Below are 12349 nucleotides of genomic sequence, written 5' to 3'. Positions count from 1 at the left end.
CCCCACCCGTCAACGAGAAAATGAAACTTTCTGTCGTTTTCGTGACAGAGCCCCGGAAAATGGCGGAAATCCGTGCTTTACGGCTTCTCAATCGGCGCATGCGATAGCTGGATCGTGACCGAATCAACGCTCGAATCGCCGAATCAGGCCCCGGAATCGCTCCGAAACCAGATTCGGAAGGCGGTGATCTGGCGTTCGGGCACCCAGATTCTCGGGCAGCTGCTCACCTGGTCGTCCACGTTCCTGGTGATCCGCATTCTCGCGCCGGCCGATTACGGCCTGTTCGCGATGACCCAGGTGGTGCTGGTGCTGCTGAACATGCTCAACGGCTATGGGCTGGCCAGTGCGCTGATCCAGCGCGAGGATGCCGGCCATCATGCGCAGCGGCAGCTGTTCGGCATGTTGCTGCTGCTCAACGGCAGCCTCGCCGCCATGCAGTTCGCCGCAGCGCCGCTCGCGGCCGCCTATTACCGCCAGCCGATGGTCGCCGAGCTGCTGCGGGTGCAGGCGGTCCTCTACCTGACCACGCCCTTCATTGCGCTTCCCTCCGCCCTGCTCGCGCGCAGCATGGATTTCGCCAAGCAGGCGCAGGTCAATTTCGTCTCGGCGCTGGCCGGCGCGATCACGGCGCTGACCGGCGCCTATGGCGGCTGGGGCGTATGGACGCTCGTCGCCGCACCGATCGTGCTGTTCGCCACCCGCGCGATCGGCATGACGGTGGCGGCGCGCGCACTGGTATGGCCGAGCTTCGACTTCCGCGGCGCGGGGGACATGGCGCGCTATGGCGGGGTGATGGCGACGGGGCAGGTCTTCTGGTTCCTGCAGAGCCAGGCGGACGTGTTCATCGCCGGGCGGATGTTCGATCCGCACCTGCTGGGCATCTATACGACCAGCCTGTTCCTCACCCAGATCTTCGTTTCGAAGTTCGTGCCGCCGCTCAACGAGGTCGCCTTCTCCGCCTATGCGAAGATGCGCGACGATCCGGCAGCGATCGCCTCGGCCTTCGTCCGGGGGGCGCAGCTGATCCTGCTCGCCGCCATGCCCTTCTATATCGGGCTCGCCGCCACCGCCGATCCGCTGGTGGCCGTGGTGCTGGGACCGAAATGGGCCGAAGCAGCGCCGGTGGTCCATGGCCTGGCGCTGGTGATGCCGCTGATGACGCTGCAGGTGCTGTTCGCCCCCGCCAGTGATGCGCGCGGACGTCCCGGAATCAGCGCGCGCAACGGAGCGACCGGGGCGCTGCTGCTGCCGATGGCCTTTCTGATCGGGGTGCACTGGGGAATTCCGGGCATCGTCGCGGCCTGGTACGTGGCCTATCCGCTCTACCTCGCGATATCGGCGCGCCGCACCCTGCCGGCGATCGGCGTTTCCTGTGCGCGGCTTGCGCATGCGATCGCGCCGCCGGTGCTGGCGGCGCTGGCGATGGGGCTGGTCGTCACGCTGGTGGATCGCGAACTGCCGCCGCTCGCGCCGCTTCCCCGGCTGGCGCTGCTCGTCGCGACGGGTGGCGCAAGCTATCTCGCGCTGCTGTTCGCCTTTGCACGGTCGACACTCGCCGGCGCGGTTGCCCTGGTTCGCAACCGCCCCGGCTGATCGCCTCAGGCTGTCTGGATATAGGCGCGCATCGCCTCCGCTTCGGATTCGATCCGATCGATCCGGTACTTCACCAGATCGCCGATCGAGATGAAGCCGATGCATGCCTGCCCGTCGATCACCGGCAGATGGCGGATGCGCCGCCGGGTCATGAGCGCCAGCGCCCCCAGCACCGACTCCTCCGGGCCGACGGTGATCGCCGGTGCCGTCATCACCCGGCCGACAGGCAGTTCGAGGCCGATTGCGCCTTCACGCTCGATGCAGTGAATCACATCCCGCTCGGAAAAGACTCCAGCCACCTGCCCGTTTTCGAGTACCGGCACCGCACCGATGCGGCGGGCCGCCAACAGCGCCACCGCTTGCGCGACGGTGCTGGTAGAGGCGATCGACACGACGTCGCGCCCCTTGCCTTCGAGGATTGCCGCGATGGTCATCGCATTCTCTCCTTGGCTTCATTTTTTAGGCGTTGTTTATCCCACGAATCCGCCCAAGTTGCAAAAGCATGGAACGCCCAGACGGACTCGACGATCCCAGATATGCCGCCTTCGCCTGGGGGCGGTTCCGCCGCATCCTGTGGGGAATGGCAGTGGTGGCGGTGCTGGCCGCAGGAATCGCCGAATATTGGCTGTGGGCGACAATGGGCGAACTGCACATCGTCACCGCCATCGCCACCTTTCTGGGCGTGTTCTTCACCATCATGATGGCGGCGGCACTGATGGGGCTGATGTTCCTCAGCTCGGGAAGCGGCCATGACGCGCAGGTGGAAGACCCGCTGAAGGACGAGGTCGAGCTCGACTGAGCCTCAGCGCTCCAGCTTGCGCGCGAAGTCGAGCGCCGCCTCGCCGTTGGCTGGCACCGTGACTCGCCAGGTCTTCACGCCCTTGCGCTCGACCAGCGCCCCGCTCGCATCCGCGACCGGATAGGGAATCGGCAGCTCGAAGGTGACGGGCAGGTCGTGCGCATTGCTTACCTCGACGCGGAACGCCTGGCGACGCTTGCCCCCGGCGCGCGCGGTCACAGTGTAGCGCACGTCCGTACTGGTGCCGGGGAGCAGTTCCACCTCCTCGCCGATGGCTCGGTCCGGCAGATCCGATTCGCCGATCAGCACCGGCGCGCCGCCGCGATCGGCGAAGAGCGCGAGCTTGCCGGCCGGCAAGGGCAGGCCAAGGCCTTCGCTGGTGCGGTTCTCGGTGCGCAGCACGATCTGGGTCGGGCGGCTCGGCGGCCGCGCCTCCCCGTCCTTGTAGGGAAAAGGCGAGAAGATTCCGCGATAGAACCGCGCCACCTTTACCGATTCGCGGTGGAGCAACGCCACCTGCTTGGTGGACAGCGCAGCGACCGTCACCGGTTCCGGCACGCGATAGAGCTTGAGGTCGCCCAGTTCCTCCTGCTCGGCCTCCATGACTGGCGCCGGGGGAGGCGGGGGGGCAGGCGTCATGACAGCCGGAGGCCGCCGGCGACTGCCGGTAACGATGATCTCAGTGGTCGCAGCGACTGGCGGTGGTGGGGGTGCGAACGGTGCCGCGGGCGCGGGAACGGTCGACGTCGTGTCCATCGGCCAGCATTGCAGGCGCAGTTCAGGCGCAGCCCCGCGCGGCAGCTGCGCCGCCCGCCCCTTGTTGACCTTGCCTGCCACGGCACTGGTCCGCGCATCGGCAAAGCCCTGGCTGCCGCCGTTCACCACCGTCATCCAGCCGAACAGGTCGAGCGTGTCACCCTCCCCCAGCCGCGCGACATAATTAGCCGACCAGTCAAAGCCCTGCGCCAGATAGGAGAGCTGCACCGTCACGGTCTGCGCAGAGGTGCTTTCGCTGGTGACCGACAGCGTCGGCTTGGCGGCGAGATCGGCGGGCACGCCGGGATAGCGGATCGCCTCCGGCAGCCCCGAGCAGCCAAGCGCCTCCACGCCTTGCGCGGTGCTGAGCAGCACCCCGCCGCCAGGGCCGGTCTGAATCACGGCATCGCTCTCCGTCACCTTGCCCGTCGCCCGATCGGTGCGGCGCACGATGACGCTGCGCTTGAGATAGGCGTCGACCAGCGTGGCCGGGCCGAGCAGCCGGGCGTCGCGGTTCTTCTCCCCCACCCCGCGCGGCAAGCCGGTGACGATCGCGGTTTCCGGCATCATGCCTTCGGAAACGCCGACGAAGCGGATCACCGAGAGCCCCGCCGGCAGCGTGATCGTCCGCGTCTCGGTGACCAGCGCATAGCCGCCGGGCCAGCCCCGGCCGGGCTCCACCGTGCGGTGCACGTCGCGGTAGAGCGTCACCGCCACCGCGTCCGGCTTGTCCGAGAGCACCAGCGCCTGCCCGGCCGCCGGTGCGGCGGCCAGCAGGGCGAGAAGGCCGAAGGCGATGCGCGCGAGCATCGGATCAGTAGCGGCTGTCGAACACCACGGTCACCGATGCCTTGCCATTGGCCGGCACCGGCACCTTCCACTCCATGCGATCGGCCGAGATGCGCTCGCCGGCGAGGCTCTGCTCGACCACGCGAACGTCGCCCCACAGGCCGGTCTGGGCGAGATCGACCGTCACCGCATCGGCGCGGGCATTGCTGAAATCATAGCGCATCGTCGTCTTCCACCGCCTGGAGGAAAGCTTCTTGCGCTCGACCACAACGGCCGCCCCCTTCACGTCGAACGCCTCGCCGGTGCGCAGCGACATGGCCGAGCCCATCGGCGCCGCATCCACCCGGCTCTCGCCGATGAACTGGGGTTCGCCCTTGCGATCGCGCATATAGACGCGGATCGTGCCGCTCGGCAGCTGGTCGCCCAGGCCGCCATTCTTCGCCGTCGAGAATTTCAGGACCGTCGCGGCACTGCGCGGGTCGCTGTCCGCGCCCAGCCAGCCATTGGTCCATTCATAGGTCTTGCGCGCCGGCGCGCCCTTCACGTCGAGGAAGCTGACCTGCTTCTGCTGGGCATTGGCGATCGTGGTGCGGCGGCCGAGCGGGTAGAAGATATAGTCGCCCAGCCGTTCGCGGGTGCTCGTCTCGGTGCCGGGCGTCTCGACGGTCGTGTCGTTCAGGCGCCCGAAGCCGGTATTGCCGCTCGGCGCGCCGGCGACCAGCGTCACGTCGGCATTGGTGTAGCTGGTGCCGGTGTTGTTGGTGAGGGTGATCCAGCCCTGCATGTCGATCGCGCTCTTCGCCTCGTCGAACAGCATCACGTAATCGCTGGTCCAGCCCAGGCCCGGCGTGAGGTAGCTCAGCGTCGCCGGCACGCGCCCGCCGCTCGCCACCTGGAGCGTTACGGACAAGGTGGGCCGTGCGCGGAGATTCTCGGGCACCTTGTCGAAAATCACGCGGACCGGCAGCCCGTCGTCCCGCAGCACCTCGATGCGCGCGCCGATCTGGAGCACGATGCCGCCATTGGCCGAGAGCACCCGCGCCTGTTCCCGCGTCTCCGCGCCAGTGGCGGGGTTGGTGCGCACGATGGTGACGACCGATCCGACCGCTTTTTCCATCAGCTTGTAGGGGGTGAGCAGGTCGTAATCGAAATTCTGCTCGACGATGCCGAGCCCTGGGCCGGAGAGCGTCACCGTGGCGGGGCGGATCTGCGCCGAAACATCGGCGAACTCCTGGCGGACGCGGCCGGCGGCGAGATCGAGCGTGCGCACGTCCTGCACAAGCGCCTGGTTGTTCTGGTAGATGGTGATGGCAAGATCGCCCTGCGCGGTCTTGTCCGGCGCCGGGATCTGCTGGGCATTCGCCGCAAGCGGCCATGCCGCCACCACAAGCCACACTGCGCGCCGCATCCGAAATCTCCCCCCTGGATGCCGGGCAAGGTAGCAGATTGTGCGGCCCCGGCTAGTCGCTTCCGGGGCGCATCAGTGGCCGCCGCCGGCCAGCCGCAACCCCGCGATGCAGGCGACCAGGCCCAGGATCAGCAGGATACGGACGCTGCTCACCGGCTCTCCGAACCACAGCATGCCGACGATCACGGTACCGAGTGCGCCGATGCCGCCCCAGACCGCATAGGCGGTGCCCAGCGGGATGGTACGCGAGGCCAGTTCGAGCAGCGCCATCGACGCGGCGATGCAGCCGAGAAAGGCAAGCGTCCAGGGGATGTTTCGAAAGCCGTCGGTGAAGCGCATGCAGGTGGTGAAGCCCACCTCGCACAGCCCGCCCAGCAGCAGGTAGAGCCAGCCCATCAGCGGCCTGCCAGCCTCGCGAGCGCCTCGCCGGTAACGCGCTGCACCGTCCATTCGTCCATCGGCTCCGCGCCCATCGCGCGGTAGAGGTCGATCGCCGGCTGGTTCCAGTCGAGCACCGACCATTCGAATCGGCCATAGCCTCGATCCACCGCGATCCCCGCGAGATGCCGGAGGAGCGCGGTGCCGACCCCTGCCCCGCGCGCCGACGGCGTGACATACAGGTCTTCCAGATACATGCCGGGCAGCCCGGTCCAGGTGGAAAAGTTCTGGAAAAACAGCGCGAAGCCCAGCGCGGTGCCGCTCGCATTTTCCGCGATCACCGCCTCGGCCGCCGGGCGCGCGCCGAACAGGGCGGCTTCCAGCATCGGCTCGGTCGCCAGCACCGCATCGGGCGCGCGCTCGAATGTAGCGAGCTCGCGGACAAAGGCCAGCATCTGGGGGACGTCGGCAGGGGTGGCGGGACGGATCTGGGTCATGCAGCGGCCTCGGTCTGGGGAGCGGGGGCGACACGACCGCGGATTGCGGCCAGGCACCCGAGGATGATGAGCAGCGCGCCCGCGACCGTCCAGGCCGAGACGCGCTCGTCGAACACGACATAGCCGAGCAGCGCCGCCCAGACGAAGGCGGTATATTCCACCGGCGCCAGCACCTGCGCCTCGGCATGGCCATAGGCCCAGGCGAGCAGCACGGCGGAAACAGATCCGACCAGCGCCGCGCCGAGGATCCAGGGCCACAGGGTCACCGCCGGCATGGCGGAGAACCAGGGCGCGCCGGGCAGCATCACCAGCGCCAGCACCAGGCTGGTGAACAGCGCGACTTCGACGGGGTCGGCGATCTGCGCCTGGCGGCGGAGCAGGATCAAGCTGCCGGCATAGAGGATCGAGGCACCGAACACCGCGACCGATCCCAGCACCACATCGGTCGAGGCATGGGCCTGCGCCTGGCCGGCGGCGATGGTCAACACCCCCAGGCTGGCGACGAGGGAGCCGCCGATCGCCGCGCGGCGGATCCGCTCGCCGAGGAACGCTGCGGCGAGGAACATCGCGATCAGCGGCGCGAGGAAGGTCAGCGCGATCCCCTGCGCCATGGTGACACGTGCAAGACCCCAGAAGAACAACACTACCGAACTGCCCGCCAATACCCCGCGCGCGAAGTGGAGCTTGAGCGCATGCGCACGCGGCCAGGGCGTCCGTCGCAGCAGGAAGATCGGCCCGAGCAGCACGATGGCGCCGACCGAACGCCAGAGCACCGCGCTATAGGCACCGTGCGCGATCGACATGCCCTTCATCACCGCGTCCATCACCGAATAATTGGCGATTCCAAGCGCAGCGACGAGAAAGGCTAGGCGTGGCGAACGGGACATGGGGGCCGGGTAGCGGGAGGTTTCCGAGATTGCGAGCCTTAAACCCTCTCCCCGTCGGGGAGAGGGAGGGGCCCGCCACCGTAAGGCGGTGGGAGGGAGAGGGGCAGTGCGGCCACCGAACAGCAGCGCGGCGCTCCCGCGCCGCTCACCCTCTCCAAGCTGCGCTAGGCGCGGACGCGCCAAGCTACGCTATCCTCTCCCTCAAGGGAGAGGATCAGGAGGCAGCCTTGCCCTCCGCATATGCCTGCGTTCCCCGCGTGATCACGCCGTCCTCCGGCAGGATCGCCGCGATCGGAATGTCCGGCTGCGCGAGGATCTCGGCATAGAGCGGCGCGAAATCGGTCTCCACCGTCTCGCGCAGCAGCGCCTCGAAGCTGGGGATCACGAAATAATTCTGCTGGAAATCGTCGATGCGATACTCGGTGCGCATCACCCGCTTCATGTCGAAGCGGATGCGGTTCGGGCTGTCGCTGTCCAGCGCGAATACGCTCTCGGCCGAGCTGGAGACGATGCCCGAGCCGTAGATGCGCAGACCCTCGGCCTCCTCGATCAGCCCGAACTCCACCGTGTACCAGTAGAGCCGCCCCAGCTGCTTGAGCGCCCCAAGCTCCAGCGCACGCATGCCGCCGCGGCCATAGGCTTCCAGGTAATCGGCGAATACCGGGTCCGCGAGCATCGGCACATGGCCGAACACGTCGTGGAACACGTCGGGCTCCTGGATATAATCGAGCTGGTCCGGCCGGCGGATGAAGTTGCCGGCAACGAAGCGGCGGTTCGCCATATGGTCGAAGAACACGTCGTCCGGCACCAGCCCCGGCACCGCAACGACCTGCCAGCCGGTCAGCTTCATCAGGCGCTCGGACAGCTCCTCGAAATTGGGGATGCCCGATTCGGAGAGCCGCAGTGCCTCCAGCCCCTTCAGATAGGCCGAGGACGCCCGGCCCGGCAGCAATTTCGCCTGGCGCGCGAACAGCTTGTCCCAGGTGGCGTGTTCCTCGGCCGTGTAGGCGGCCCAGTCCTGCGGGATCGTCCAGTCGGCCGCCGCGCCTTCGGGCGGCTGGTCCAACACATGCGTTTCCTTGTTCATGGACAGGATATAGCATCGACGTCAGAGTGGCGAAACGGCGGGCACGGGTCCGCCGGCCCCTGGAATGTACTATGCCGCCGGCCTGGCCCGTCCCCGCCACCCACCGCGATCCCCCGCCCCGCCTGACGATGCTGATCGAGGCGCCGCGCGCCTTTTACGGTCTGGCCGAACTCGCCGCGCGGTGGCGGGAGCTGGGCAACGCGCCGCGCGGCGACGGCCATCCGGTGCTGGTGCTGCCCGGCCTGTTCAACAGCGACCGCGCCAACATCGTGCTGCGCCATCACCTCCGCCGTCTCGGCTACGCGGCAGTCGGCTGGGGCATGGGCCGCAACCTCGGCACCCGCACGATCGGCGCCAATGGCGAGCGGCTGATGGAGCGGATTGCCGACCTTCACGCCGAAACCGGCACGCCGGTCACCCTGATCGGCATCTCGCTGGGCGGCATCATGGCGCGTGTCGCCGCGCATCGGCGGCCGGACCTGGTGCGCGGTGTGATCACGATCAGTTCGCCCTTCGCGGGCCACCCGAGCGCAACCAATGTCTGGCGTCCGTTCGAATGGCTGAGCGGCGAGCGGATCGGCGATCCAGCGGTGCTGGAACGCCTGGCCGAAGCCGCAGCGCCGCTGCCGATGCCCTCGACCGCGATCTGGAGCCGCAGCGATGGGCTGGTCAACGGCTTCACGTGCCGGACGGACCAGTGCCGCGCCGTCGAGGTGCGCAGCAGCCATCTCTGGGTCCAGATGCGCGCCGCGGTGCTTGCCGCCGTCGCGCAGGCGCTGGCTGACCAGCGCCAGGCTTAACCCAGCGCCTCGTCCAGCAGCTTCGCCAGCCGCAGCCCGCCGCGCACCACCTGTTCCCGCGCGATCGGCACCAGCTTCGCCAGCGTCGCCTCGTCGAGATGCGCCGGATGCTGACCGGGCGTGCACACGGCCTCGCCCGCTGCGCTGGGGTAGACGACGTCGCGCGCGACCTGCCAGCTCTCGCGGCTCCAGTCCTCCACGCTGCCGCCCCACACCGCATTCCGCTCCGCCGCCGAATAGGCGCGCACCGGCGAGGGCGGCTGCGAGATGGCGCGCTCGGCGAGATAGCCGTCCCACACCGAATGAAGGTTGAGCTTGGCGCTGGCGAAGGCGCCGTAATTGGTCTTCACCTGGTTGCCGCCTAGGTCGCCGTGATCCCCGGCATGGAGCGGCTGGTGCAGGTCGCCGACGAAATGGACGAGGAACACCAGCGCCATCACCCGCTCGCGCACCGGCACCTTGGGATCCTTGAGCAGCTTCACGTCGCGCTCGATCTGCGCCGACACGCAATTGCCGTCGCGGCACGGCGGCTTGAGGTCGAACGGCTTGCAGATGTCGATATTCTGATAATGCCACGAATAGGCATAGCTGAAGCGCGGCCCCAGCGTCTTGACGCAATCCGCCCATACTGCCGCCTGCTCGATGGTGTTCGCCGGGCAGGTCGGCGTCTCGAGCAGCGCCTGGCGCTTGAGCAGTGCATCGATCTTCGCGCGTACCGCCGGTGTCACGTTGCGGTAGGCGATCGCGCCCACCGTCTCGTGGCCATATTCCCAATAGGCGGAAGCGGGCGAAGCAATGCCGAAACCGAGCAGCGCGGCGAGGATACACAGGATACGACTCATGCGCGCTGCCCTAGGCCCGCGCGCGTTCGGCTTCAACACACAGCGCTTCCCCTCGCCTGCATTGCGGCGGATCGGAAACCGGCCTAATAGCCGCGCCCAAATGGCACGTATCCAGACCCCCCAGCGCATCCGGGGCACCCAGGACATTTTCGGCGAAGACCAGCGGCGTTTCGCCGCGGTGCTCGAGAAGTTCGACCAGGTGCGCAAGCTCTATTGCTTCCAGCGGCTCGAGATTCCGATCTTCGAGGCGACCGGCGTGTTCGCCCGTTCGATGGGCGAGACTTCGGATGTCGTCTCCAAGGAGATGTACACCTTCGAGGATCGCGGCGGCGATTCGATCACGCTGCGCCCGGAGTTCACCGCCGGCATCGCGCGCGCCTATATCAGCGAGGGCTGGCAGCAGTTCGCACCGCTGAAGGTCGCGACCTCGGGCCCGGTGTTTCGCTACGAGCGCCCGCAAAAGGGCCGCTATCGCCAGTTCCACCAGATCGACGCCGAGATCCTCGGCGCGCCCGAACCCGCCGCCGATGTCGAGCTGCTGGTGCTGGCCGACCAGCTGCTCAAGGACCTCGGCATCGCCGAGGGCGTGACGCTGCAGCTCAACACGCTGGGCGATGCCGCGACGCGGGATGCCTGGCGCACCGCGCTGGTCGCGCATTTCGAGGCGCACAAGGGGGAGCTTTCCGAGGACAGCCTGGCGCGGCTCGAAAAGAACCCGCTGCGCATTCTCGATTCGAAGGACCCGCGCGACCGCCCGATCGCCGACAGCGCGCCGGACATCGACGCCTATCTGACCGACGAAGCCGCCGCCTTCTTCAAGGCGGTGACCGACGGGCTGGATGCCGCCGGCGTCGCCTGGACGCGCAATGCGCGGCTGGTGCGCGGGCTCGATTATTATCGCCACACCGCATTCGAGTTCGTCACGGAGCGGCTGGGCGCGCAGGGCACCGTGCTGGCCGGCGGCCGCTATGACGGGCTGATCGGCTCGCTCGGCGGCCCCGAGACGGCGGGCGTGGGCTGGGCGGCCGGCGTCGAGCGGCTGGCGATGCTGATCGAGGAGCCCAAGGCCGCCGCGATCCAGGTCTATGTCGTGGTCGAGGACGATCGCGTGCAGGCGGACGGCGTGCGCGCCGTCGCCGCGCTGCGTCGTGCCGGAATGGCGGCCGAGCTGCTCGCCACCGGTTCGCCGCGCAAGCGCTTCGACAAGGCGGTGAAGAGCAACCCCGATGCGCTGCTGTCGCTGGGCGTGGCGGACGGCGCCACCTCGAAGCGTCTCAAGGTCAATGTCGGCGACGCCGCTGCGATCGACGCCGTGCTCGACACCATCGCCTGGGGCGGCCCGACCGAATGACCCGCATCCCGCCGGACCGCATCGCGGCGATCGAGGCGCGGCGCGACGAGTTGCAGGCGCTGATGGCGTCGGGCGAGCTCGGCGGCGATCGCTTCGTCCAGGTCTCGAAGGAATATGCCGAGATCGAGCCGGTCGCGGTCGCGGCGGGCAATGTGCGGCGGCTGCGGGCGGAGGGCGAATCGCTCCAGCAGATGACGCAGGAAGCCGATGACGAGCTGCGCGCGATGGCCGTGGAGGAACTCCGCGCCAACGAAGGCACGCTCGCCGAGGCCGAACGCAAGCTGGCCCTCGCCTTGCTCCCCAAGGATGCGGCGGACGAGCGCCCGGCGCTGCTCGAAATCCGCGCCGGGGTGGGCGGCGACGAGGCGGCGCTGTTCGCCGGCGATCTGCTGCGCATGTACCAGCGCTATGCCGACCGGCTCGGCTGGCGGACCGAGCTGATCTCGGCCAGCACCTCCGAAGCGGGCGGCTACAAGGAAGTGGTGATCGGCATCACCGGCACCGGCGTATTCGCCAAGCTGAAGTTCGAGAGCGGCGTGCACCGGGTGCAGCGCGTGCCGGCGACCGAGGCGGGCGGGCGCATCCACACCTCCGCCGCCACCGTCGCGGTGCTGCCCGAGGCGGAAGAGGCGGACGTGCAGATCGACGACAAGGATCTGCGCATCGACATCTACCGCGCCTCCGGCCCCGGCGGCCAGGGCGTCAACACCACCGACAGCGCAGTGCGGATCACCCACTTGCCGACGGGCATCGTCGTGATCCAGCAGGACGAGCGCTCGCAGCACAAGAACAAGGCCAAGGCGATGAAGGTGCTCCGCACCCGCCTGTACGAGGCCGAGCGCGAGCGGCTGGCGGCCGAACGCGTCGGCGCGCGGCGCTCGATGGTGGGTTCGGGCGATCGCTCCGAGCGGATCCGGACGTATAATTTCCCGCAAGGTCGGGTGACCGACCACCGCATCAACCTGACGCTGCACCGGCTGCCGGAGATCCTCGAGGGCGAGCTCGATGAACTGGTCGGCGCGCTGGTCTCGCAGGACGAGGCCGACCGGCTTGCGCAACTGGATTCCTAAAACTCCTCCCCGGTGCGGGGGGGGCGACCGCGCGGCAACGCCGCGGGGTCGCACACGCATTGCCCACCCTCACCCTTCCGGCGCTGCGCGCC

At 68.4% G+C, this 12349-nt stretch carries 13 protein-coding genes; 5 read left to right on the top strand and 8 right to left on the bottom strand.

Annotated elements, in window-relative coordinates; all coding sequences use genetic code 11:
* Positions 1-114 precede the first annotated feature (114 nt).
* Entirely contained in the window at positions 115-1593 is a 1479-nt protein-coding gene (locus tag V7E00_RS19260) for a lipopolysaccharide biosynthesis protein (protein ID WP_443019224.1), read from the top strand.
* 5 nt (positions 1594-1598) lie between these two features.
* Here V7E00_RS19260 and V7E00_RS19255 read toward each other — a convergent pair whose 3' ends face one another.
* Entirely contained in the window at positions 1599-2027 is a 429-nt protein-coding gene (locus V7E00_RS19255) for a CBS domain-containing protein (RefSeq protein WP_333574278.1), read from the bottom strand.
* Positions 2028-2095: 68 nt separating this feature from the next.
* On the opposite strand from V7E00_RS19255, the gene V7E00_RS19250 reads away from it, so the two are divergent.
* A complete protein-coding gene (locus tag V7E00_RS19250; protein WP_333574277.1) occupies positions 2096-2392 on the top strand; it encodes a hypothetical protein in 297 nt (98 codons plus the stop codon).
* Between the two features lie 3 nt (positions 2393-2395).
* On the opposite strand, the gene V7E00_RS19245 is transcribed toward V7E00_RS19250, so the two are convergent.
* The 6 genes from V7E00_RS19245 to phhA form a co-directional block, all read right to left on the bottom strand.
* The gene (locus V7E00_RS19245; protein ID WP_333574276.1) at positions 2396-3958 is read right to left on the bottom strand and encodes a DUF4139 domain-containing protein; all 1563 of its coding nucleotides are present in this window, start codon (positions 3956-3958) and stop codon (positions 2396-2398) included.
* Between the two features lie 4 nt (positions 3959-3962).
* Complete coding sequence (locus V7E00_RS19240; RefSeq protein WP_333574275.1) at positions 3963-5345, bottom strand: DUF4139 domain-containing protein; 1383 nt, start codon at positions 5343-5345, stop codon at positions 3963-3965.
* A gap of 72 nt (positions 5346-5417) precedes the next feature.
* Positions 5418-5741, bottom strand: coding sequence for a DMT family transporter (locus tag V7E00_RS19235; protein ID WP_333574274.1), 324 nt, complete (start codon positions 5739-5741; stop codon positions 5418-5420).
* Positions 5741-6220, bottom strand: a complete 480-nt coding sequence (locus V7E00_RS19230) for a GNAT family N-acetyltransferase (protein WP_333574273.1) — start codon at positions 6218-6220, stop codon at positions 5741-5743. Before V7E00_RS19230 ends, V7E00_RS19235 begins: the two co-directional genes overlap by 1 nt.
* Positions 6217-7107, bottom strand: coding sequence for a DMT family transporter (locus V7E00_RS19225; protein WP_333574272.1), 891 nt, complete (start codon positions 7105-7107; stop codon positions 6217-6219). Before V7E00_RS19225 ends, V7E00_RS19230 begins: the two co-directional genes overlap by 4 nt.
* A gap of 214 nt (positions 7108-7321) precedes the next feature.
* Positions 7322-8194 (bottom strand): phenylalanine 4-monooxygenase, encoded by an 873-nt coding sequence (gene phhA, locus V7E00_RS19220; RefSeq protein WP_333574271.1) that lies wholly within the window; start codon positions 8192-8194, stop codon positions 7322-7324.
* Positions 8195-8265: 71 nt separating this feature from the next.
* On the opposite strand from phhA, the gene V7E00_RS19215 reads away from it, so the two are divergent.
* Positions 8266-8994 (top strand): esterase/lipase family protein, encoded by a 729-nt coding sequence (locus V7E00_RS19215; protein WP_333574270.1) that lies wholly within the window; start codon positions 8266-8268, stop codon positions 8992-8994.
* Here V7E00_RS19215 and V7E00_RS19210 read toward each other — a convergent pair.
* Complete coding sequence (locus tag V7E00_RS19210) at positions 8991-9836, bottom strand: S1/P1 nuclease (RefSeq protein WP_333574269.1); 846 nt, start codon at positions 9834-9836, stop codon at positions 8991-8993. The two genes, V7E00_RS19215 and V7E00_RS19210, sit on opposite strands and share 4 nt — an antisense overlap.
* 100 nt (positions 9837-9936) lie before the next feature.
* Here V7E00_RS19210 and hisS point away from each other — a divergent pair, with 100 nt between their 5' ends.
* Together hisS and prfA are read left to right on the top strand one after the other, a co-directional pair.
* On the top strand, positions 9937-11187 hold the full coding sequence (gene hisS / locus V7E00_RS19205) for a histidine--tRNA ligase (RefSeq protein ID WP_333574268.1): 1251 nt from the start codon (positions 9937-9939) through the stop codon (positions 11185-11187).
* Positions 11184-12257, top strand: a complete 1074-nt coding sequence (gene prfA, locus V7E00_RS19200) for a peptide chain release factor 1 (protein WP_333574267.1) — start codon at positions 11184-11186, stop codon at positions 12255-12257. The genes hisS and prfA overlap by 4 nt, the downstream gene beginning before the upstream one ends.
* Positions 12258-12349: the final 92 nt, after the last annotated feature.

Origin of the sequence: Sphingomonas sp. (assembly GCF_036731925.1) — a bacterium.
Taxonomy (GTDB): Bacteria; Pseudomonadota; Alphaproteobacteria; order Sphingomonadales; family Sphingomonadaceae; genus Sphingomonas.
Note: the sequence above shows the minus strand (reverse complement) of the source record. Positions and strands in the feature narration are given on the sequence as shown.